Origin of the sequence: Bacillus sp. FSL W8-0848 (assembly GCF_038007805.1) — a bacterium.
Classification (GTDB): Bacteria; Bacillota; Bacilli; order Bacillales; family Bacillaceae; genus Bacillus; species Bacillus glycinifermentans.
Genome location: NZ_JBBOYB010000001.1, coordinates 1,666,770 through 1,687,244 on the forward strand (window position 1 = coordinate 1,666,770; position 20,475 = coordinate 1,687,244).

General features: G+C 40.8%; 21 protein-coding genes, 1 tRNA gene and 2 pseudogenes. 17 read left to right on the forward strand and 7 right to left on the reverse strand.

From position 1 onward, the window contains the following. The first annotated feature begins 29 nt into the window (after positions 1-29). A pseudogene (locus NSQ39_RS08785) lies at positions 30-805 on the forward strand (NAD(P)H-binding protein). A 69-nt stretch (positions 806-874) separates the two neighbouring features. On the opposite strand, the gene NSQ39_RS08790 reads toward NSQ39_RS08785, so the two are convergent. Continuing rightward, on the reverse strand, positions 875-1,489 hold the full coding sequence (locus tag NSQ39_RS08790) for a hypothetical protein (protein ID WP_082094180.1): 615 nt from the start codon (positions 1,487-1,489) through the stop codon (positions 875-877). Positions 1,490-1,678: 189 nt separating this feature from the next. On the opposite strand from NSQ39_RS08790, the gene NSQ39_RS08795 reads away from it, so the two are divergent. The 7 genes and pseudogenes from NSQ39_RS08795 (at position 1,679) to NSQ39_RS08825 (ending at position 7,419) form a co-directional block, all read left to right on the forward strand. Continuing rightward, the gene (locus NSQ39_RS08795; protein WP_046132872.1) at positions 1,679-2,449 is read left to right on the forward strand and encodes an alpha/beta hydrolase family protein; all 771 of its coding nucleotides are present in this window, start codon (positions 1,679-1,681) and stop codon (positions 2,447-2,449) included. Between the two features lie 186 nt (positions 2,450-2,635). Beyond that, a pseudogene (locus NSQ39_RS08800) lies at positions 2,636-4,494 on the forward strand (T7SS effector LXG polymorphic toxin). Positions 4,495-4,503: 9 nt separating this feature from the next. Beyond that, complete coding sequence (locus NSQ39_RS08805; protein WP_175075071.1) at positions 4,504-5,031, forward strand: hypothetical protein; 528 nt, start codon at positions 4,504-4,506, stop codon at positions 5,029-5,031. A 551-nt stretch (positions 5,032-5,582) separates the two neighbouring features. Further along, entirely contained in the window at positions 5,583-5,846 is a 264-nt protein-coding gene (locus NSQ39_RS08810; protein ID WP_309245899.1) for an EndoU domain-containing protein, read from the forward strand. A gap of 339 nt (positions 5,847-6,185) precedes the next feature. Then, positions 6,186-6,389, forward strand: a complete 204-nt coding sequence (locus NSQ39_RS23070; RefSeq protein ID WP_419761770.1) for a Rok-like winged helix domain-containing protein — start codon at positions 6,186-6,188, stop codon at positions 6,387-6,389. Between the two features lie 149 nt (positions 6,390-6,538). Beyond that, entirely contained in the window at positions 6,539-6,955 is a 417-nt protein-coding gene (locus NSQ39_RS08820; protein WP_236809500.1) for an HIT domain-containing protein, read from the forward strand. Positions 6,956-7,140: 185 nt separating this feature from the next. After that, positions 7,141-7,419, forward strand: a complete 279-nt coding sequence (locus NSQ39_RS08825; RefSeq protein ID WP_175075029.1) for a hypothetical protein — start codon at positions 7,141-7,143, stop codon at positions 7,417-7,419. Between the two features lie 613 nt (positions 7,420-8,032). Here the strand turns inward: NSQ39_RS08825 and NSQ39_RS08830 are convergent. From NSQ39_RS08830 to NSQ39_RS08845, 4 genes are all read right to left on the reverse strand, one after another. Next, positions 8,033-8,344, reverse strand: a complete 312-nt coding sequence (locus tag NSQ39_RS08830; RefSeq protein ID WP_175075073.1) for a hypothetical protein — start codon at positions 8,342-8,344, stop codon at positions 8,033-8,035. Between the two features lie 438 nt (positions 8,345-8,782). Beyond that, a tRNA-Arg gene (locus NSQ39_RS08835) sits at positions 8,783-8,856 on the reverse strand. A 114-nt stretch (positions 8,857-8,970) separates the two neighbouring features. Next, positions 8,971-9,153: a YjfB family protein gene (locus NSQ39_RS08840; RefSeq protein ID WP_373687983.1), complete on the reverse strand. Its 183-nt coding sequence runs from the start codon at positions 9,151-9,153 to the stop codon at positions 8,971-8,973. Between the two features lie 154 nt (positions 9,154-9,307). Next, entirely contained in the window at positions 9,308-9,454 is a 147-nt protein-coding gene (locus NSQ39_RS08845) for a hypothetical protein (RefSeq protein WP_164918161.1), read from the reverse strand. A gap of 79 nt (positions 9,455-9,533) precedes the next feature. Between NSQ39_RS08845 and NSQ39_RS08850 the strand changes: the two genes are divergently transcribed. The 4 genes from NSQ39_RS08850 (at position 9,534) to NSQ39_RS08865 (ending at position 13,763) form a co-directional block, all read left to right on the forward strand. Further along, positions 9,534-10,052 (forward strand): hypothetical protein, encoded by a 519-nt coding sequence (locus NSQ39_RS08850; RefSeq protein ID WP_046132875.1) that lies wholly within the window; start codon positions 9,534-9,536, stop codon positions 10,050-10,052. Positions 10,053-10,167: 115 nt separating this feature from the next. After that, entirely contained in the window at positions 10,168-11,943 is a 1,776-nt protein-coding gene (gene recQ / locus NSQ39_RS08855; protein WP_175075074.1) for a DNA helicase RecQ, read from the forward strand. Positions 11,944-12,162: 219 nt separating this feature from the next. Continuing rightward, positions 12,163-12,984: a LysM peptidoglycan-binding and 3D domain-containing protein gene (locus NSQ39_RS08860; RefSeq protein WP_046132877.1), complete on the forward strand. Its 822-nt coding sequence runs from the start codon at positions 12,163-12,165 to the stop codon at positions 12,982-12,984. Positions 12,985-13,511: 527 nt separating this feature from the next. Then, a complete protein-coding gene (locus NSQ39_RS08865) occupies positions 13,512-13,763 on the forward strand; it encodes a hypothetical protein (protein ID WP_236809483.1) in 252 nt (83 codons plus the stop codon). Positions 13,764-14,019: 256 nt separating this feature from the next. Here the strand turns inward: NSQ39_RS08865 and NSQ39_RS08870 are convergent, their stop codons facing one another. Further along, positions 14,020-14,517 (reverse strand): hypothetical protein, encoded by a 498-nt coding sequence (locus NSQ39_RS08870; protein ID WP_175075194.1) that lies wholly within the window; start codon positions 14,515-14,517, stop codon positions 14,020-14,022. Positions 14,518-14,715: 198 nt separating this feature from the next. Here NSQ39_RS08870 and NSQ39_RS08875 point away from each other — a divergent pair, with 198 nt between their 5' ends. Continuing rightward, positions 14,716-15,252, forward strand: coding sequence for a GNAT family N-acetyltransferase (locus NSQ39_RS08875; protein ID WP_175075076.1), 537 nt, complete (start codon positions 14,716-14,718; stop codon positions 15,250-15,252). 95 nt (positions 15,253-15,347) lie between these two features. Here NSQ39_RS08875 and NSQ39_RS08880 read toward each other — a convergent pair whose 3' ends face one another. Further along, positions 15,348-16,310 (reverse strand): S66 family peptidase, encoded by a 963-nt coding sequence (locus NSQ39_RS08880; RefSeq protein WP_175075077.1) that lies wholly within the window; start codon positions 16,308-16,310, stop codon positions 15,348-15,350. Between the two features lie 256 nt (positions 16,311-16,566). Between NSQ39_RS08880 and NSQ39_RS08885 the strand changes: the two genes are divergently transcribed. From NSQ39_RS08885 to NSQ39_RS08900, 4 genes are all read left to right on the forward strand, one after another. Continuing rightward, the gene (locus tag NSQ39_RS08885) at positions 16,567-17,547 is read left to right on the forward strand and encodes a hypothetical protein (protein ID WP_175075078.1); all 981 of its coding nucleotides are present in this window, start codon (positions 16,567-16,569) and stop codon (positions 17,545-17,547) included. Between the two features lie 148 nt (positions 17,548-17,695). Further along, positions 17,696-18,229 carry a DUF420 domain-containing protein gene (locus NSQ39_RS08890; protein ID WP_175075079.1) on the forward strand — a complete coding sequence of 178 codons (534 nt, stop codon included), beginning with the start codon at positions 17,696-17,698 and terminating at the stop codon, positions 18,227-18,229. Positions 18,230-18,382: 153 nt separating this feature from the next. After that, positions 18,383-19,609, forward strand: coding sequence for a glycosyltransferase family 4 protein (locus tag NSQ39_RS08895; protein ID WP_216898591.1), 1,227 nt, complete (start codon positions 18,383-18,385; stop codon positions 19,607-19,609). Next, positions 19,606-20,439, forward strand: coding sequence for a hypothetical protein (locus NSQ39_RS08900; protein WP_216898593.1), 834 nt, complete (start codon positions 19,606-19,608; stop codon positions 20,437-20,439). The genes NSQ39_RS08895 and NSQ39_RS08900 overlap by 4 nt, the downstream gene beginning before the upstream one ends. The last annotated feature ends 36 nt before the right edge of the window (positions 20,440-20,475 follow it).

Genomic DNA, 20,475 nt, shown 5'->3' on the forward strand with positions numbered 1-20,475 from the left:
AATTACAATGGAAAACGGAGGAATCTGCAATGAAAATGTTAGTTACCGGAGCAACAGGAAAACTCGGGTCAAAGGTGGTAAAGACGCTGTTAAAAACTGTGCCGGCAAGCCAGTTGGCCGTTAGCGTCCGCAATCCGGAGAAAGCGGAAGGATTGCAGGAGCGCGGAGTGGAAATCCGCCAAGGAGATTTTGAGCGTCCGGAAACATTGGATTCCGCTTTTGCAGGGGTCGACCGCTTGCTGATCATTTCTGCAGACGGAGATAATGAAACGAGGATTCGCCAGCATACAAATGCGGTAAAGGCAGCAGAACGGGCAAAAGTAGGCTTCATCGCCTATACCAGTATAGCCAATGCCAGCGAGAGCGCGATGTTCCTTGCTCCTCCGCACGTTGCCGCGGAAGAAGCGATATTAAAAACAGGGATTCCTTACTCATTTTTACGAAACAATTGGTATTTGGAAAATGAGGCGTCAAGCATTCAGGGTGTGATGGCGGGAGCTCCCTGGGTGACATCTGCAGGAAGCGGCAAGGCAGGCTATTGACTCAGGAGGAACTGGCGTCTGCCCTTGGCGGCGTATTGGGCAAAGACGTACCGGTTCAGCAGGTTGATGACGCTCAATATGCCGATATCATGAAAAGTGCCGGCGTACCGGATTTTCTCATCCCGATGCTCGTGAATATTCAAAAAGGCATCCGGGGCGGGGCTTTGGATGTCGAGAGCAGCGATTTTGAAAAACTTCTCGGACGTCCACTTACGCCGATCAGCGAGGCGCTGACTCAAATCGTAGACGGAATAACAGAGTAGTTGAAAAACCGGCCTTTGTTCATGTCGACAGAGGCCGGCTTTATTTTTGAGACTTCCGGGATTCTCCAGTTACTTGATTTCGATCGCCGAAGCCTTGTTATCCCAATCCGAAGCCATATTAGCCGTTTTCCCGTACCAATCGGAATGTCTAAACAAGACTCCTTTTCCATACCCTTGAGTTGAAGTATGCTCCCACAGCGTCGTCGAATAGCTTGAAGAAGGTGACGCCGTACTCAAAGAGGAAATTCTGTCGTTCCAGCTGGAAGGCAGGTTTTTAAACCCGTCTCTCCAATAAATATACTGTCCGCCTTTATTTTTATATTCATAGAAATCAGTACAGCAAGGACCGGAGCCTGTGATCTTGAATTTGTCCTGAAGCCTCTGTTTGTCTTTTTCGATAAATGCCTGCAAACTTTTCCTGCTCGTAAAGCCATATGCAAGCCAATCGCCAGCTTGATTCTGTTCAGGCAGAACCATGGTTACTTTTATGTCTTTGTCGGCTTTATTACTCATGTTGATCTGGGAATCCACGTCTTTTCCATCCACTGTTACATAGTGAAACGATTCTATCGTATAATCGTTCCTTTCTTTTGCCGACACAGTGCTGGCCGGCAATGCAGAAATGAAACAGGCTGCTGCAACGATACCCATTCCCACTGTTTTTTTGAGCTTTGTCTTAAACATAACACCACTCCCTTGCTGGATTTCCCCATTTTTCAATAGGCTTGAAAAATCATAGCATTAATAAAATGAAAAACATGTCTTTTTTTGCATAAAAACTTTAAAATGAAATAAATTTACAGTTTCCAATAATTGAATTGAAAGTTGCTCAGGTAAACAAAGTTCAAGTTTCAATTTGAAGGGGGGAAAACGATGTCTAATAAAGTTAATATTTCTTATGGTCAACACCGCTCACAATATGGGGTATTACGGTTGCCGGAAAGGAAAGAACGATGCCCGGTAGTCGTTATGATTCATGGAGGGTTTTGGAAATCCAGATATGATTTAGAAGAAAACAATCCTATTGCTGAGGATTTAACTAGCAGGGGGTATGCCACTTGGAATATTGAATATCGTAGAGTTGGGGAAGAAGGAGGAGGTTGGACAGGGACATTTAATGATGTAATTGACGCTATAAATCATTTATTACAATTAAAGGAACCTTATCGTTTAGACCTATCAAATATAATGATTGTCGGCCATTCGGCAGGAGGTCATTTAGCGCTTTGGTTAGCCTCTCGATCTGCAGCAAAATCAGACCAAACATTTAATGAATTAGTTGTGTCCATTAAGAAAGTAATAAGTTTGGCTGGAGTAACTGACTTAAAAAAAATGTGGGAATTTCACAAAGAAAAAGGGATGAAAAGTCATGTATCCGCACTAATGGGTGGGGCTCCGCATGAGGTGGCTGAACGATATAAAGTTGCTTCTCCAATTGAGTTGTTACCAATGAAAATAGATCATGTTTTAATTCATGGTGTATTAGATCGGCATGTTCCAGTAGAGTTAAGTGAAAATTACTATTCAAAGGCAATAGAAATGGGCAGCAATATAAGCTTAGTTGTGCTGCCAGATGTGGAACATTTTAAAATCATTGATCCTACTTCAACAGCTTGGGATACAGTAATTGATACAATATTTTAAAGCCTAAGGGCGGAATCTTCTTGGATTTACTTATGCAAGCCGGGCTATTTCCCTTCCTTCTTGTGGGTTTAAAGGCCTAATCACTAAGATTCATTTTCATGGATAAGCAGGATTTATCCACCAATTCCCTTCTATAAAGTGGTAAACTCTATACTGATTGTAACTTTAGTATTAGAGGAGAATGTCATGAAAACTTTAGACGTTCAGGCGTTGCACAAAGCAATTGACCATACGCTGGAACAGTTAAAAAAGCAATCAGATGAAATGGCTAAAATCAAAAAAAGCGTTGAAGCCATCACATCCCTTGACGATGCTTTAAAAGGAAAAGGGGGAGACGTGATTCGTGCTTTCTACGAAGAATGCCACACTCCGTTTCTTCAGTTCTACGAAACTTTCATTGACGAATACGAATCGGCATTGAAAAAATTAAAAATGCATTGAATTCCTTGGAGCCGAATCACAACGGATATATTTCGCAATCCTTTCTCGATCACGAATTGGAGCAAGGTTTGAACGCGGCTGATCGAACAACGAAACATTTGGTGTCCAAAGCCAATGCCGCGATTTCAAAAGTCAGCCTTATTGTCGATCTGCCAGATTTAAATGACAACGAATTTCATGAGCAGAATAGAAAAGCATTGACTGACATCAATCAGACGATTGAAAAGCTGCATACGTTTGACAGGGAACAAACAAGCGCCCTCAAAACTGCTGAAAACGATCTTGAGACGATGCAACAATACATAAAAAGACTTGAAAAAATGTATACGGGGCCTAAAATTGAGATTGCCGCCTATCAAAAAGGATCGATTTTAAAACCGGATGAGTTGGATGCTTTGAGCGGGAATCAAGAGACAGCGATGGGAGTCATGTTGGATAAGCTTGATAAGAGATCAAAGCTTGAAAAAGAGATTAGCGAAGTTAGTGAACATGATATCAAAATTTCCAAGTTAAAGAAGAAGCTTGATGATTATGACTTTTCAACAGCTTCAGAGTTTTATGAGATTGCCAAGGAAATTGGATATGAAAATCTTTCCCCTTGGCAACAACGGTATTTCAATGGAATTGAAGGCTCTCGTAATTTTGGCAACGCCATTAAAGGAAGTGCTGAAGGAATCAAAAATGCAGTTGTCGATACTGCTGTAGGCATATGGGACATGATCGCTCACCCAGACGAAACGATTGAGGGCATTAATTATACGATTCATCATCCCGTAAAAGTATTTAATATTATGAAACAGGGGATTGAAGAGTCTTACGAGCGAGATGTAGTCAATGGCGATTCTTATACCCAAGCTAGATGGTTTAGCTATGCCGTTGGAATGGTCGGTACATCGATTGTTAGTTCAAAAGGCGTTGACAAAGTAGGAAAAGTGGCCAAAGCGGGGAAGGTTGGACAGGTCACAGCCAAAGCGAGTAAAGCTTCTAAAAAAGTAGCGAACAAAACGATTAAAGCTTCGAAAGAGGCTGTGGAAAAAAGCGTAGCGTCTTTTAAAAAATCGATGCAAAGGGTCGCTTCCAAAGTAAAAGGGATTCAAATGCACAATCCTTTTGCACCTCAAGTTCAGTTGGCTGGTGGGGGGAAAGTACCTTATAATGCTATTGATGGTGAAAACTTTAGAGACAACCTTATTCGGCGTATAAGGGAACTTGCTGATGTTGAGAAAGGCGATATCAGAATAAATAAAGCTACTTCCGAAAAAGTCGTTAATGCCTTGTCTAGTTTCAAAAGCAGAAAAATGACATTTGGAAATCAACGGTTCTTACTAGATAAAAAAGGGATGAAGCATATTTTGGAAAGACATCATCCTGAATATTGGGACGGATCAGTTAAAACCACACAGTCTTTTTTCAAGAAGGATTTGTCTATAGAAGAGATAGCTAACGCTATAGAATCTATTTTAAAACAAAACCGAGGGGTTTTGACTGAAAAAGACTTTAGGGGAACAACAGGTAAGCAGCAAATAACAGGAACGTATAACGGAGTAAAATATGTAGTTGGTTTTAAAAAAGGACGAATAGGTCAATTCTATCCAGTAGAGTAGGTGAAAATTTTGTTTTATATTAATACATTAATTCGTAGACCAGATAAAACAATTACTGATTTATCGATATTGAAATCAAAGCAAAATGATTATTTTGTAGATATTAATAACATGAATGATTTAAAAAGTATTGAACATATATTGGATTTTGACTATCTTGAAGGCGCAATAATAATAAAATTTAATGATCAAATTTTGATGGATGTAACCACATGGGATTTAGTTGATGATTTGTGGGCATATTTATTAAATGTAATCGAGAATGTTTTGAATACAGGATATGGTGAAACTTACTTTCCAGATCAGCCGTTACGTTTAAGTATGCGATCATTATCTAATGATTTATTACTTTTTGAATTAGATGCTCCTACTCAAGTTAAAGCTGCCGTACCTAAAAGAGACTTCCTTCTTGCATTAATTGAAGGGGCGGACTATTTTTTTGAAAAAATGAATGAATCTTATGTTAATAACGTAGATTATAATGGTGAAATTGATATGATTGAGTCTTTGAGAAAAAAATTCCTTGCTGATATTTAAAATACACCTCCCATAAATTAGATAAGTGTTTTGGTGGTTTGTCCGAAAGATGTTGGTCATAAACTGCATATTATTCTGAAAGAAATTTTAAAGGGGTACAAAGGCTCTCTGGAAAGAGAGCTTTTTCTTATGGACTGTGGATGAGATTGATCAGACCTAAACCATGTCAAACAAAGTTATGTAGTATGTGTGTTAGGAGGTAATAAAGTAATGGATAAGAAAAATATTAATTTCCTCGAAGAGTTGCTTTATAATACAGTCACCAGGACATGTGGTTGATGTTCCAAAAATTTAATTCATTTCAAAAAAAACCTTGAAAGGCAGTTGCTACTCAAGGTTTTTATTATTCAAACTAAAAAAGGGATTCAAATGCACAATCCTTTTGAGCCGCAGGTCGAGTTTGCAGGAATAGGGAAAGTTCCTTATAATGTGCTCAATGGTGAGAAGATAAAAGAAAAGTTTATTCAGTTTGCAAAGAAAGTCTCTGATTTAACTAAAGGTAACAGGAAATACAATTTAGGTACCATGATACACACATTTATCATGGGGAAATAAATAGGCGTGGAAAAGCTGTAGGCTATCATCATGAAAGTATGATGGGTGGAGGGAAGATTATACCTGGCACTGAAACTAAGCCTGATAAAAATGGTGTCTATAAGGCAGAAATTGAAGTTGATGGGGTTAAAAAAATTGGAATATCAACCTTTTTCCCAAAAGAATGGGATCGAAGCCGAGTTTTGGATGCTATAGGGGAGGTTTTTCTAAAAAGAATTTGTTGTTTGAAATTAATTAAAAATCAATTGTTAAACATATGAAGTCCTATAAACTATAATCAAATAATGTTTTTTAGGAGATAGGGTTATGTTTACATTACGTTTAAGGCTTGAGTAACTTAATGATGCTGAGATTAATTTGCTGCGTCAACAACGGGAAGAGCGCAATGAAATTTATTCAAAGCTGCGTGAATTAGATAATCAAAACAATCCAGTCGAAGTAACCGATGCAAACATGATCCACAAAAAATCCTTATTAGAGTTAGCAAATTAAAACGGCAGTCCTTTTAAAAAACAAACCAGAGAAAACAAATCCGCCAGTTGTGTCTTCCTCAAATCCTAGAAGAAAACTAAGCCTGGGGCGAAAACTCAAAACTTCGTGTGGCATCATTAAAGATTTTAAGGAATCATAAAGGTGAAATACGATGTTATGAGATTCAAAAAGAAACAGGAATGTCGATCCACAATATGACGACTTTTATGAAGGGATTAATGAAGCATTACCCTGAAGTAGAAAAGATATACCGTGGTCGTTATGTTATTAAAAAAGAAACAGGGAATGACAGTGATGAAAGTCCTTTCTGAATGAGGGTTTTTTGTTTAGAAATCGGTTAAAAATGTATAATGCATAGGGAGCATACATTCGATTTGAAGGTGTTGAGAGTTTTATTTTTTGTTATGTGCGAAAACAATGTCAGAAAGAGAGGGTCACTTAACAAAGTATGAAGTATGAGATGGACAAATGTATATTTTGTGATATAGTTAGTCAAAAAGTTTCTTGTTTTGAGATATACAAAAATGACTTTGTAACAGCATTTCTCGATATAAATCCTATATCATGTGGTCATACACTAATTATCCCTAATCTTCATATTGAAAGATTAGATCAAATAAACGATCCGTCACTTTCAAATGCTTTAATGAATTCTCTTATAAATGTACCTCAAATTTTAATTAACTCAGGTATTTGTAAAGATTATACTATACTATCGGATAACGGACATTTTGCTCAACAAGATATTAAACATCTACATTTTCATATAATACCGAGATACATGAATGAAAAGTTTGAATTAAAATTAGATACTGACTATACGGCCGCTAAGAAGAACAACTTACTTTCAGTATGGAAAAATATTGTGCGGAGATGATCACAAATGATCATCTCTTTTTGTTTATCATATTGTATTGAAACTGAAGAATGCAGTTATCTTAATGAGGTGATAGAAGCAAATAAAAGACTGTAGCGACAAGGCGTTTTTTAACTTTTTGAGCAGCAAAGAGGGAGTGTTAATCTTAAAATGCTTGAAAGAGAAGGTGAATAGAGGAGATTTGAATGAGGAGAGGATTATTAGAGATAGAAGCTAGGAAGAAAAGTATTGATATTAACGGATGTTACGACAAGGACGAACCTTATTGGAAAATCGGTGGTTGGTTTAAGATTGTATGTTCTATAGAAATGCCAAGTATTCTTGATATAAAAAAAGCAGAAGCAATACTCGCATCTATATCTAACAAATGGTATTGGGATAAAGGGAATGTTTCTGCCGTTTCTGATGTTAATGATGTAGATACAGTCTTTTTCGATGAAAAAGTACAATTTTTCAATTGTTAGTTTGAAGACTTTGAGTAAATAATATTTATTTTTAACCCTGATTGGCTATTGCCTTTTAGGGTTTTTTTATGTTCAAATCCAAGGAAAATCTGATAAAATGGGGGGCTTTTTCTTTTACGCTTTGTTATACGAAAGATACAAGAAAACGAACGTATACCTGAGTCCAAGACGGAGAGCCTGCCGTCGATGATCTTTTGCATATGGTTTTTGCAGCAGATTGACGGCCGCTTTTTTAATAATCGGAATGGGAGACGAACTTATTCCTTATCAAGTGTGCACCCAGATATATCGATGATGATGTTTGTCAGCTTCACAGTATTGAGCGTGGGGAACGCAAGCGGCAGGATCCCGCTTGCATGGGGAATCGTTTTCACTTGTGTATTGAAACATTGAGCCTGTCGCTGTAAGATGCTGTTTTTATATACTCACTTAAGTGAGTATATCCCGGATCAGACGATTGGTGGCAAAGGGAGCTTCTTTGGTGTGGACCGTTTTTAAAAGAATATTTCAGCAAAAGTGTGCCCAGCAAAAAAATCGATTCTCACTATTTACTGGCGCTCTTCAGGCCATCGAAAAAATATGACAGCCTGAAGAGCAGATAATCCGTTCTTAATCATCTGACAACAGTTACATAATGCACCCAATAAATAACACCGTTTTTATAAACAACAACAGTCGCTTTACCAGGACCTATGGCTGTAACCATACCATATTGATTAATCTCAAGAACGCCCTGACCATTGAGGACTTGATACCGGTCTCCTCCCATAAATACGTTAGAATCGCCAACCTTCATTGTAGTGTAGGTTACACCGTAAGATTTGACTGACGCTGCTTTGGCAGGGGCGTTAAGAGCAAGAGCCGGAGAAATGACGATTCCTAAAATCAATGATAATGCCAATAAACTTTTAATAAGTTTTTTCATCATTTACCCTCCTGGGTTTTCATTTTGCTTTCAAGTCTAGTTTAGCATGTTAAATATTTGAAACGTGTGGAGAGTTTGTGAAACGGAAAGTTAACCAATGAAAGATGTGTGAACTTCTCCTTAAAGGAAAACAACAATGAAGTAAAGGAGGTTATCGGAATCGAATATATTTGTTTAGAAGCATTAACTACTTTGACAGGGTAGCGTTCGTTAAAAAATGAAAAAAAAAGAAGCAGCGCTTATAAAAAACTTATGGGGATAAAAAATCGAATGGAAACAATTGTTCTCGAAAAATGTTGTTTAAAACGAGTAATTTATTTACTTTCTGAAATAAATCCGCTGCCAAAATGATCAAAGATCCATGATAACCCGACCGAAATCACAAATAAAAAAAGCCAAACCCTTAAATACCAAGGATTTGACTCTCATCTTTGAATACGTCCCAGGAGAGATTCGAACTCCCGACACACAGCTTAGGAGGCTGTTGCTCTATCCACCTGAGCTACTGGGACACAGAACAATATTATAGTATAAAGCAATGAAAAAATAAAGGGGGAAAATCCAATTTTTTTCGTTTTTCAGAAGAAAGCGTGCATCCAGCCTGACTGAATGCATGCTTTTCCACCTTAGCCTTTCAGATCAATATGATGTCCTGAAACAGGGTGGGGCGCTTGTATTGCGTCGATCAATTGTTCCGCATTTTGCTTGGCGGTATCCATAGCTGTTTTCGTTAGTGAAATATTCACGTTTTGGGCCAGCGAGGATTGACTCATAGCCACCGATAAAGCTGCGATATCCAACAAAACCACCTCCTTACCATGTAATATCGGTTGAATGAAGGGAGGTCTTAATTCACATTTAATCGTTTGAATATTCAATTTTTTGATGCGGCATGATAGTATAGATTTGGAAAAGCGCTGGCGGACTTGCTGAAACAGCAGTCAGATCTCGCAAATGTACCGTCTAGCGCCTTTTCTCATCCGGCCGTTTCATTTTTTCCTCCAACAACTCAATGATTCTATTGTTTTGTTTCACCATTGTTCTCAGTATCGTGATCATCGTTCCGGAGAATCCGGTCAACATGATGAGCAGTACAATGAAGATCCACATGCAAAACACTCCGTATTCTTTTTCTTCTTTCGCAAAATTTCGTCTGTTTTTAAAAAAAAACGATATGGGAGGCTGATTCATGGATTGGCTTGAGTTTGTATCTTCGATGGTCCAGTCGTTAGCGTGGCCCGTTACATTGGCAACGATCGTATGGCTCTTAAAGGAACCTGTATCCGAACGGCTGAAGGAACTTATCAAATTAAAATATAAAGATTTCGAATTGGAATTCGGCATGCGTGTTCAGGCGCTGGCTTCGGCACGCGGCAAAAGAAACCGTGCTCTGGTGTCGATAAAGGCCGATAATCCGCCGCAAGCCGTGGTCGAAAGCGCATGGGCCGAGGTTGAGGAGGCGCTGCGTGAGGCCGCCAAAAGACTGGAATCGGATTCCGGCAGTCAGGGTGTGCTGCATGTCATCGATACGCTTTATGAACAAGGAGGGATCACGAAAGAAGCGGTGTCGGAATTAAGAGAGCTGTGGAATTTGAGATTTATGGCTACAGGCGAGATCAGTTCCGACAGTGCTTTAGAATACAGAAGCCTTTGCAGCGAAGCAGCTGAAACCCTCAGATCAGCGAGTAAAATGGCTTCAACCTTTTAAAATATCTTTTTCGTTCTTCATTTTGCGATTTTTCCCAGGATGATTATCTGCCGTCACAAATATGATATGATGGAGGCACATGAAGAAGACTAGCAAAAGAGAGGTTTTCAGTTGAATGTTAGAGAAAGCCGAATCATTATTACAGCGTTATTTTGGCTATCCGTCATTGCGGCCGGGACAGCGGGAAGCCATTCAATCCGTTTTAGAAGAGCGGGATACGGCGTGCATTATGCCGACAGGGGGAGGCAAATCGATTTGCTATCAGATTCCCGCTCTGCTTTTGGAAGGTACGACACTGGTGATCTCCCCTTTAATTTCACTGATGAAAGACCAGGTGGATGCCTTAAACGAGCTTGGGATCAAAGCTTCATACGTCAACAGCTCACTCGATACCCGCAAGGTTGAGGAACGTCTTTCCATCTTAAGAGAGGGCGGGTACAAGCTGTTTTACGTCACACCGGAGCGCTTAACTTCCCCGGAATTCATCCGTGTGATTTCCAATCTTCATATTCCGCTTGCGGCGATAGATGAAGCCCACTGTATCTCGCAGTGGGGGCACGATTTCAGGCCGAGCTACAGGAATATTGAAAGCTTTTTAGGCTCGCTCGTAAGCCGTCCCGTCGTGCTTGCACTAACGGCGACCGCAACGCCTGAAGTTCATGAAGATATTTGCGAACAGCTCGGCATCCAAAAAGAAAACACCGTTTACACCGGATTTTCCAGAGACAATCTGACGTTTAAAATCGTAAAAGGTGAAAACAGGGACCGGTTCATCGAATGCTATATCGAAAAAAACCGCTCTGAAGCGGGGATTATTTATACTGCGACTAGACGCGAGGCTGAAAGAATTTCCGGAAATCTCTTGAAAAAAGGGATAGCCGCCGGGTGCTACCACGGAGGAATGAATGATGAAGAGCGGGAGCGCCAGCAGGACCTTTTTTTAAATGACAGCATCAGCGTAATGGCAGCCACTTCCGCATTCGGAATGGGCATCAATAAAACAAATATCAGGTATGTAATCCACTATCAGATCCCAAAGAACATGGAGAGCTATTATCAGGAAGCGGGACGCGCCGGACGCGACGGTCTTGACAGTGAGTGCATTCTGTTGTTTTCACCTCAGGATATCCGGCTGCAGCGTTTTTTAATCGAGCAGTCTACAGACGATGAAGACATGCAGGCGCAGGAAATGAAAAAGCTGAGACAGATGGTTGATTTTTGCCATACAGAAGGCTGTCTTGAACGGTTCATTCTCGGTTACTTCGGCGAAAAACAGACCGAAGACTGCGGGAGGTGCGGCAGCTGCCTTGATACGAGAAACGCAACAGACGTCACAAAAGAAGCGCAGATGGTATTATCCTGCATGATGAGAATGGGCGAAAGGTTCGGGAAAACTATGGTCGCACAGGTTCTTTCTGGGTCTAAAAATAAAAAAGTCATCGAAAACGGCTTTCAGCATTTATCGACGTACGGTATTTTAAAGCATCAGACCATTCTTGAGATCAGCGATTTTATAGAATTTTTGATTGCCGATGAATACATAAGGATGTCTGACGGAACATACCCCGTTCTTTTTGTGACAAATAAGGGGCGGAACGTATTGCTTGGAAGGGAAGAGGTCACCCGAAAAGAAAAGATGAAAACCGCCCAAATTGTTCAGGATGACCGGTTGTTCGAGCGTTTAAGAACGCTGCGCCGCAAGCTTGCACAGGAGCAGGGAGTGCCTCCATTCGTCGTTTTTTCTGATGAAACATTGAAGGAGATGAGCGGCAAAATGCCGTTGACCGAGGATGAATTAATGGATGTCAAAGGAGTAGGGGAGCAGAAAAGACAAAAATACGGCGCTTTATTTTTACAGGAGCTAAAAGCCTATAAAGCCGAAAATGAATGATAAAAATGTATTTGGTAAATCTCTTTATTAGAAAAGTGAAAGATCGGGAGAACCGTTGATATGACTGGGTTTATAACGACTTAGACAGGCGTGGAAAATGTTTCTTGTAAAAGAACTGTAATCAAAAACAAATTGTTTTGTTATTGAATTGACATTTTCATATGTTACGATTGCTCCTGTTAGCCGGACAATAAAAAGCTAACAAGGGAGGATTTACTTATGAAGAAGACGTTTATGTCCTTTGTTGCGGTTGCGGCGCTGTCGTCAACTGCATTCGGAGCGAGTGCCTCTGCAAAAGAAGTAACAGTCCAAAAAGGTGATACACTTTGGGGAATCTCGCAGAAACAAGGTGTCAGCCTGAAGGATCTAAAAGATTGGAACCAGCTTGCTTCTGATGTTATTATTCCAGGCCAGAAGCTGAACGTTTCAGAAAAAACAACAGAAAAGAAACAATATACAATTAAAGCGGGAGACACACTCTGGAAAATCGCCCAAAAATTCGGCGTTACAGTGAATGATCTCAAAAATTGGAACGACATCAAATCAGATATAATTTATCCGAATACAACAATTGCTGTCGATGGGCAGGCAACTGTTCAGACTGAAGTAAAAGCTGCGGAAACCAAAACTGCGGTTCAACATAAACCGAAAACCGAACAGGCTGAGCCAGCTCAAAAACCGGCTGAACCAGTTCAAAAACCGGCCGCTAAAAAAGAAACAGTTTCTCAATCAAATACATCTCAAAACGCGGTAAAAGAGCTGACAGTTACTGCAACGGCTTATACTGCTAATGACGGCGGAATGTCCGGTATCACAGCTACAGGAATCAATTTGAAAGCCAACAAGAACGCCAAAGTCATCGCCGTCGATCCTAACGTGATTCCTCTGGGCTCAAAAGTTCACGTTGAAGGCTATGGTGTAGCGACTGCGGGAGATACCGGCGGAGCCATTAAAGGAAACAAAATTGACGTATTTGTTCCAAGCAAATCTGACGCAAGAAATTGGGGCGTCAAAACCGTTAAAGTAAAAGTATTAAAATAAAGAGCGATTTTCGCCTTGACACTGAACATAGTTGATGGTCAGTGTCTTTTTTTATGTTCATGAACAAGCAGCACAGATCCTCACTAACAGTGATATCGATCATTTCATTGCACCATATTTAACAAATTACAGCCCCCTGAATAGTTTAGTGCGCAACCTATCAATTGTTAGCCAGACGATTGATACGGGTTTAAGCGGCGGACTAAAGGAGGGAATGTCATTCCCTATTGGCTTGCTATATGTATTACCTCAAAAGCAGGTAGCCGCTACTTGCTTTTATCGAAATAACAAGTAAAGGTGTATTAGGAAAATTGAACAAATACGTTGAATCTTGAAGCTTGAGAAAAAGGATACATCAACAGCCGAACTGTCACTATTCTCTTTAACAAACTGAGTCAATATGTGTAAACGAGAAGTGATGCAAATCCATCGAGCCGTAGAGGTTCGCGGCAGGCACGCATAGTGGGGCGGCCTGCATTGAAATTAGCAGAACATCGCAGTATATCAATAAAATGAGAAATTTTTCTGTGTTGATTGACGGTGCTGAGATGGGAAAAATCAAAGATGGAGTAAGGGCGCGAATTGATTTGCAGCCTGGCGAACATTTTATTCAAGTGAAAGCTGATTGGTGCATAAGCCAATTATTGAAGTTTGCTTTACATAAAGGAGAAGTGTCGAAGTTTAGATGCGGAAGTCCGATCCGGGGATGGAAGGTTTTCACGGTGATGTTTTCTGTTCTGTCCAGCCCTGAAAAATATCTGTTTATCCACCAGGAATAAGCGGCCGAAAGTATTGTGTAAGCTTTTCCTGAAAGCAATATAGGCCCCGGGGGGACAAACGTTCAGCTGCTGATTCATGCGAAAACGCCAGACATTCCGGTCCATCTTAGCAACGCGTCGGGAGAAAAACACCGGAAGCTGGCGTTGTGCTGTTTTTAAAATTATGAGCCGCCCGGATGGCCGACAGCTGCAATGTATCTGGAGGCAGCGGTTCGGCGAACGCAAAGTTGTTTCGCCGTTCGCGGGAATCAACCTGCTATTTACGGCATCCGGATAAGGTGTTTTGCAAAATAGCAGGACCTAATCTATTCATTTTCGAGTTGGAAAGGCGTATCTCGACCCGTGTATTCACAGGAAGCTCTGAAGATATTTGGTCAAATTTTCCTGACCAGGGAGCTCCCCCGGCCCAGCTTGGCATATCTTCATTAACGGAATACATCTTAAACCGCCAACTGATTTCCCCGGGTATTTGGGCCAACCCTTCGTATCGGTCGTAATCTCCGAATGAAGAAGGAGGAGGCATCCAATCAGCATAGATGCCAATGCTCTGTCGTTCTCTCACAGGACTCGTCGGCATATCTGTATACGGTTTTTTAACTTTTGCAATTAAAGCGGTTCCTAGAGCATTGGGTATAACCCTGACCGGATGAAGAACGACGCTGCATGGATAGGATATCTGGGCCGTAGTCTGGGCCTTAGCTGTTACCGCATGAGGCAAGAACAGGGCTAGAAGCGGCAGCAAGCTTTTTAACATTCTGTTCAATCGAATCACCTCCAAATCCGGAAATAGTTTAACCGATCTCTGCGCCCGAAATTCATCCGTGCATAAAAATGCTTGAAAAGCGGCATCCCCGCTCATCCAGCTTTCTGGAATATATTGAAGAAGCATGGCAAGGAAAATAGTTTTGCCTTATAGAATACTTACGAAAGAATGCTGGTAAGGAGGGCAAATATGTTTCCGGAGATTGAAACAGATAGGCTTGTATTAAGAGAAATAACTGATCTGGATACAGAAAGCGTATTCGATTGTTTTTCCAATGAAAAAGTTACCCGCTATTATGGACAAGATACATTTGAAACCAAAGAGCAAGCAAGACATTTAATTGCTCTTTTTAAGCAGAATTATGTTGAAAACAGGGGAATTAGATGGGGAATTCAAATAAAAGGAGAAGAAAAACTAATCGGCACAATTGGATTTAATGCTTGGTCGCCTAAACATAAACGGGCGGAAATAGGATATGAATTGAATCCTAAATATTGGAGAAAAGGCTATGCAACAGAAGCGATTGCTAGAATTGTAGAGTATGGATCTGGAGATATGGGATTAACTCGTATTGGTGCGGTTGTTTTTATTCAAAATGAAGGGTCTAATCAGGTATTAACAAAATTGGGTTTTCAAAAAGAAGGAGTATTAAGAAATTATATGTATCAAAACGGCGTTTTGCATGATACATATGTATACTCTATTTTAGGCGCTGCGGGTTGCTGAACTTCCTGAATTTTAACACAATGTCTTCCTGCGGCAGCGGCCTGCAAGTCAGCTCACCCGTAATCAGGCAGAGGAAATCGCAGTTCCTCTGCCTGTTAATGCTCCGTGATGGTGAGACGGACCTTGCCGTTTAGCGCTTTTATCCGGCACCTTCCTCCTATGGGAAACGTAAAAAATGGAGTCGTATGGCCGAAATCCATATTGGCGATGACCGGAATCGATGAAAGCTCTTTTTTTGTTTGAATGATCGTTTTGAGAAGGTCGATCGGTACGCCTGATTTTTTCTGAAAGCGGCCGATAACAACAGCTTTGACAAATGAGAAATCCGGAAGGTGGAGCAACGATTGCAAATCGCGGTCGAAAAAAGCGGCCGAAGATTCAAAATCATCTTCCAAAAATAATACGGCATCTTTTATGTCAGGGAAATATTCCGTTCCCTGAAGAAGATTCAGCGTACATAAGTTTCCCCCGAGCATCCTGCCTTCCGCAGTTCCTTCGTTTAAGATGACCGGACCGCGATTTGGATAGGGACGCTCTTCCGCAATCTCCTCGCACCAGAAGTTAGACGGTTCGATTTCGTACGGTTCTTCCGACAGACAGCATTTCACAAAATAATCTTTTGTATACTCTAACCCCTGTTTCATAGAAAAGCTAGAAAAATGAGGGCCGGAATAGGTCACAATGCCCGTCTTTTTATAAATTGCGGAGGCGAGAGCCGTAATGTCCGAAAAACCGCAGAACATCTTTGGATGGGACTTGATCAATTCATAGTCCAAATAGGAAAGAAGCTGATTGCTGTTGTAGCCTCCGAGCACTGTCAGAATCCCTTTTACGTCCGGGTCTAAGAAGGCTTCGTGAAGGTCGCTGACTCTTGATTCAATGCTTGATGAAGAACATGCATCGAGTTCATCGGCATGGGCCGAAACCGAAATTCGAAACCCGATCTGTTCTAACACGCGCGTTGCCCTTTCCGCTTGCTCTTTTTCTAAAAGGGACATACTCCTAGAAGGAGCAACGATTCTTAAGAGGTCTCCGGCTTTTAATTTTGAAGGAAACATATACAACATCCTTTTGCTTGGTTTAATTCCATTTAACCATATCATCAGCAGTGTTGAAATGTTTTTTATAATATTCATCACTGAAATCCAATCTTGTAAAAAAATTCAATTTGTGAATCTATTTCCAAAATAAGTTTTAATGTAATGTTAAGCAAATTTTTCAACTTCCTTTCCCTTTTTTGTGATAGAATGCTTATGTCATCTGGTACATATTTTGTCTGAGCCCAGAAAAACCATGACAAAAGGAGCGTTCGATTTGAAGAAGAGAAACTGGTTTTTATTTTTGATTATTTCGGCTTTTGTACTTGCATTAGCTGCATGCCAGCAAGCTGATCCAAAAGGATCGTACGCGGCCGCTTACAAAAAGTTAGCCGAAGCAGAAAAGTACGATTTTTCAGCTGATATCGGCCTGAAAGTTGATGCGTCCAATATGGGTGCGGAAGATAAGCAGATTGCCGAAGTGTTGAACAATCTAAAATTAACGGTCAGCGGAAAAACAGATTCGAAGACAAAACAGTCTGAAGTCGTGCTAAAAGGCCAAATGAAAGTCCAAAACATGACGATGAATTTCGATGTTCCGGTGTTTATGGATGAGAAAAAACAAGTTGGGTACATCAAGCTTGACAGCGTCTTAGACAATTTCGGATTGTTCCTTGGAACAACGGGAATGAACTTTGACAGTCTGAAAGGAAAGTATTTGGAATTCCCGCTTGAAGACGATCAGTCATCATCAAAAGAGGCGGAAGACATTCAAAAGAAACTGATGGATTCCATCCAAAAAGGCGCGGATAACCTGTCCGCAGACCAGTTTAAAACAGAAGATTTGACTGATAAAGAAAAAGAAAAAGGCGCATCAGAAAAAATCACATTCAGCCTGAAAGACGAAGAAGTGAAACAAGTCGTGATGAACGTCATCAAAATCATCGGCGATGCTTCAGAAAAAACGTTGTCTAAAGATGATTTGAACAATGTAAAAGACGGCTTGAAAGATTTGACTTTCAAAAAGTACAATGTGACAACAACCCTTGATGACAAGAAAAATATCCTTTCTCAAAAAGCCGATGTGTCCATCGACTTTGACATAAAGGATTTCCCTAAATCAATCGCCATTACGACTGATTCTTCTTTTAAAGAAATTGACGGTGAAGTGACATTCAGCCATAAACCGAAAAAATCTGATATCGTGACAGAAGAAGAAGCGCAAAACCTAATGGCAAACGATGCACTGAATTTCTAAGTCCGACAAATTCCCTCCGGGTTTCGACCGGAGGGAATTTTTGCGTTTTCTATGTCTAATTTCTGACGAACGATGCGAAAACGTTGACAATACCCGTAAGATTGAATACGATTTTGATAGCTTGGACAAATAGGAGAGATTATTGCATATGACTCATAAAGAAAAGAATAAAAATTTTACAGGCATCGTTGTTGCGCTGACGATCATCATCAACGGTGTCATCGCATTGCTGTTTTTCCTCCCGAAAGGCGACAAGTTCAGCCATTTGGATCTGACGTTCTTGCCGCTGCTTAACGCCGTCTGTAATAGTTTTACTTTTATTTTTCTGGTTGCGGCGCTTATCATGATCAAGCAGAAAAATATTAAAGCCCATAAACGGTTTGTTTTTGCCGCTTTTACAACGACGGCAATCTTCCTTGTGTCTTATCTGACCTATCATTCGCTGATGCCTGATACCCATTTTGGAGGACAAGGCATCATAAGGCCCATCTACTTTTTTATCTTGATCACGCACATTGTGTTGTCAGCCGTTATCGTTCCTCTTGCCTTGTTTACATTGTTCAGGGGGCTCAGCATGCAGGTTGAACGCCACCGCAAAATCGCACGATGGACGATGCCGCTTTGGCTGTATGTCAGCCTGACGGGCGTTCTCGTTTATATCTTGATTTCCCCTTACTATTAAAAAAGCCGGACAACCGGCTTTTTTTGTTTTATCCCCAACTATTCCTTTTTCGAAATTAATCCGTCCAAATTAGATAAACGTACTACACAAGAAGTGAACATGACCAATATAAATAATTAGAGCATTGGATAGAAAAGAAAAAGGGAGATGCTTATGAAAATACTTCTGGCTACTTATTGGGATATTCCCCATGTTGGTGGTGTATGGACATACATGGTCCAATTGAAAGAGAAACTTGAGTCTTTAGGTCATGAAGTAGATTTGCTTGGGTATGGGAAAGAGAGCAAAATCGTTCATGTTGCAAATGAAAATCGAAGCATTGACAAAGAAAAGCTGCTTCCTTTCATTAAAACAGTCGTGAACAAAGACCTGTTTCCGGAAATCTATGCAAATCAGCTGGTCGGTTATACCGAACAGCAGCGTTATGCGTATGAGCTTGGTGCAGCTTATTTAGGGCTCGATAAGTATGATATTGTTCACGCCCAGGATATTGTGTCAAGCACGAGCCTGAAAAGAGTGCTTCCAAACGATATTCCGCTTGTTACGACCCTTCACGGCTGTGTCGCACACGAAATCAGGCAGCAGCTCAATACGATTCACAGATCTTCAACCTCTTATCTGGCGAGACCTTACTATGATCATCTTGAACAAACGGGTGCAACGTCCGCCCAGAAGACGATCGTTGCCAACAACTGGCTGAAGAACATTCTGACGGACGAATTTCAAGTGCCGGCAGAGCAAATCGAAGTCTACCAGTACGGTTATGACGTCAATGGTTTCTTAAACAGGCTTGAAACAGAAGGAAGCAAAACTCCTGTGACAGACAAAAAAGTCATCCTGTTCACCGGAAGGCTTACCGAAATTAAAGGTGTTCACCATTTAATCGCTGCACTTGCTGAACTAAAGAATATCCGCGAAGACTGGGTATGCTGGATCGCAGGTGAAGGAGAGAAGCTTGCCCCGCTCAGACTTCAAAGCAGGGAGCTTGGTCTGGAAGATGATGTAGTCTTTTTGAAAAAGCGCGAAGATATTCCTTATTTGCTTTCACTCGCCGACATTTATGTTTTACCGAGCCTGTTGGAGAATCAGCCTTTATCATTAATTGAATCTCAAATAGCCGGGGTGCCTGCGATTGTCACCGATGCCGGGGGGCTGCCGGAAATGGTGGAACATGAAGTGACGGGACTTGTAGCGCCTAAAGGGGATTCGGAAACATTGTGCAGCTATCTGGATCGGTTGTTGGGAGATGACGAATTCAGACGCACATTGGGAGTAAACGTAAGGGAGTTTGCAAAAGAACATTGGGATATGGATCAAGCCGTTGACAAGATTGTAAATATTTATCAAACGATTACAGACACAAGGAGTGATGTTGAATGAAAACGTTAATTATTAATCATTTGCTCGACAGCATCAATAAAGAGCTGGATGGTGAGTGGTGGGCGACGTATTTGGATCTGCTGTTTCAATTAGCTGAACAGCGTGCACAGGAAAGTGAAGAGGCTTCAACAGAAGAATCAGAATTAGATTTGGTTGATGAAAACCTTAGACCGTTGATCCAAGATTTGCATTCCATCTTTGATCATATGAACAATCAAATTTTAGAAAATAATAACAGGATTTTACAAGACATTCAAACGGCGGCTGTCCAAGGGATGGATCGTGCAGCGTTAGAACAGGTCATTCGCTCATTGCCGCAAGTTCCTGGCATGGCAGACACTCTTAGTATAAATCGCGGATCTTTGTACCCTGCATCGGTGTCTAGTCCGGTAAACTCTTTTAATGGGGCGAACAGTAACGCTTTAGGAAATAACACCGAATCATCGCCGATAAATTCTCAGCCGTCGAACTCTTTTATCGGGGGAAACGGAAATACTTTAAGTAATAGCACTGGATCATTGACAAAAGGTTCTATTCCGGCAAACTCTCCTAACGGAGCGAACGGGAACACATTGGGAAATAACACTGGATCGTTGCCGAATGTTTCCAAAGCGGCAGACGCTTTACAAAATATAAATCAAGAAAATGTCGAAGAGAGCATTGAATCGCAGCCAAACGTTTCTGAAACGGTAACTGCCATGAAAAATATCGACCGCAACATAGCGGAAACGCTAAAAGAATCGCTGCCGGAAGATCATACTCTACCAAGTCCTGAAACGGTAAATGTGCTTAAAGAAGCTCAGAGAAACGGCGAGAATAGCGAATCGTAAAATAATCAGCCTTCTGAAAACGGAGGCTTTTTATTT

What these genes read in the sequence shown, in the direction of transcription:
- NSQ39_RS08790 (WP_082094180.1), bottom strand. Translation starts at nt 1,489, where the DNA reads ATGTTTAAGACAAAGCTCAAAAAAACAGTGGGAATGGGTATCGTTGCA.
- NSQ39_RS08795 (WP_046132872.1), top strand. Translation starts at nt 1,679, where the DNA reads ATGTCTAATAAAGTTAATATTTCTTATGGTCAACACCGCTCACAATAT.
- NSQ39_RS08820 (WP_236809500.1), top strand. Translation starts at nt 6,539, where the DNA reads ATGGACAAATGTATATTTTGTGATATAGTTAGTCAAAAAGTTTCTTGT.
- NSQ39_RS08825 (WP_175075029.1), top strand. Translation starts at nt 7,141, where the DNA reads ATGAGGAGAGGATTATTAGAGATAGAAGCTAGGAAGAAAAGTATTGAT.
- NSQ39_RS08830 (WP_175075073.1), bottom strand. Translation starts at nt 8,344, where the DNA reads ATGAAAAAACTTATTAAAAGTTTATTGGCATTATCATTGATTTTAGGA.
- NSQ39_RS08845 (WP_164918161.1), bottom strand. Translation starts at nt 9,454, where the DNA reads ATGTGGATCTTCATTGTACTGCTCATCATGTTGACCGGATTCTCCGGA.
- NSQ39_RS08850 (WP_046132875.1), top strand. Translation starts at nt 9,534, where the DNA reads ATGGATTGGCTTGAGTTTGTATCTTCGATGGTCCAGTCGTTAGCGTGG.
- recQ (WP_175075074.1), top strand. Translation starts at nt 10,168, where the DNA reads ATGTTAGAGAAAGCCGAATCATTATTACAGCGTTATTTTGGCTATCCG.
- NSQ39_RS08860 (WP_046132877.1), top strand. Translation starts at nt 12,163, where the DNA reads ATGAAGAAGACGTTTATGTCCTTTGTTGCGGTTGCGGCGCTGTCGTCA.
- NSQ39_RS08870 (WP_175075194.1), bottom strand. Translation starts at nt 14,517, where the DNA reads ATGTTAAAAAGCTTGCTGCCGCTTCTAGCCCTGTTCTTGCCTCATGCG.
- NSQ39_RS08875 (WP_175075076.1), top strand. Translation starts at nt 14,716, where the DNA reads ATGTTTCCGGAGATTGAAACAGATAGGCTTGTATTAAGAGAAATAACT.
- NSQ39_RS08880 (WP_175075077.1), bottom strand. Translation starts at nt 16,310, where the DNA reads ATGTTTCCTTCAAAATTAAAAGCCGGAGACCTCTTAAGAATCGTTGCT.
- NSQ39_RS08890 (WP_175075079.1), top strand. Translation starts at nt 17,696, where the DNA reads ATGACTCATAAAGAAAAGAATAAAAATTTTACAGGCATCGTTGTTGCG.
- NSQ39_RS08895 (WP_216898591.1), top strand. Translation starts at nt 18,383, where the DNA reads ATGAAAATACTTCTGGCTACTTATTGGGATATTCCCCATGTTGGTGGT.
- NSQ39_RS08900 (WP_216898593.1), top strand. Translation starts at nt 19,606, where the DNA reads ATGAAAACGTTAATTATTAATCATTTGCTCGACAGCATCAATAAAGAG.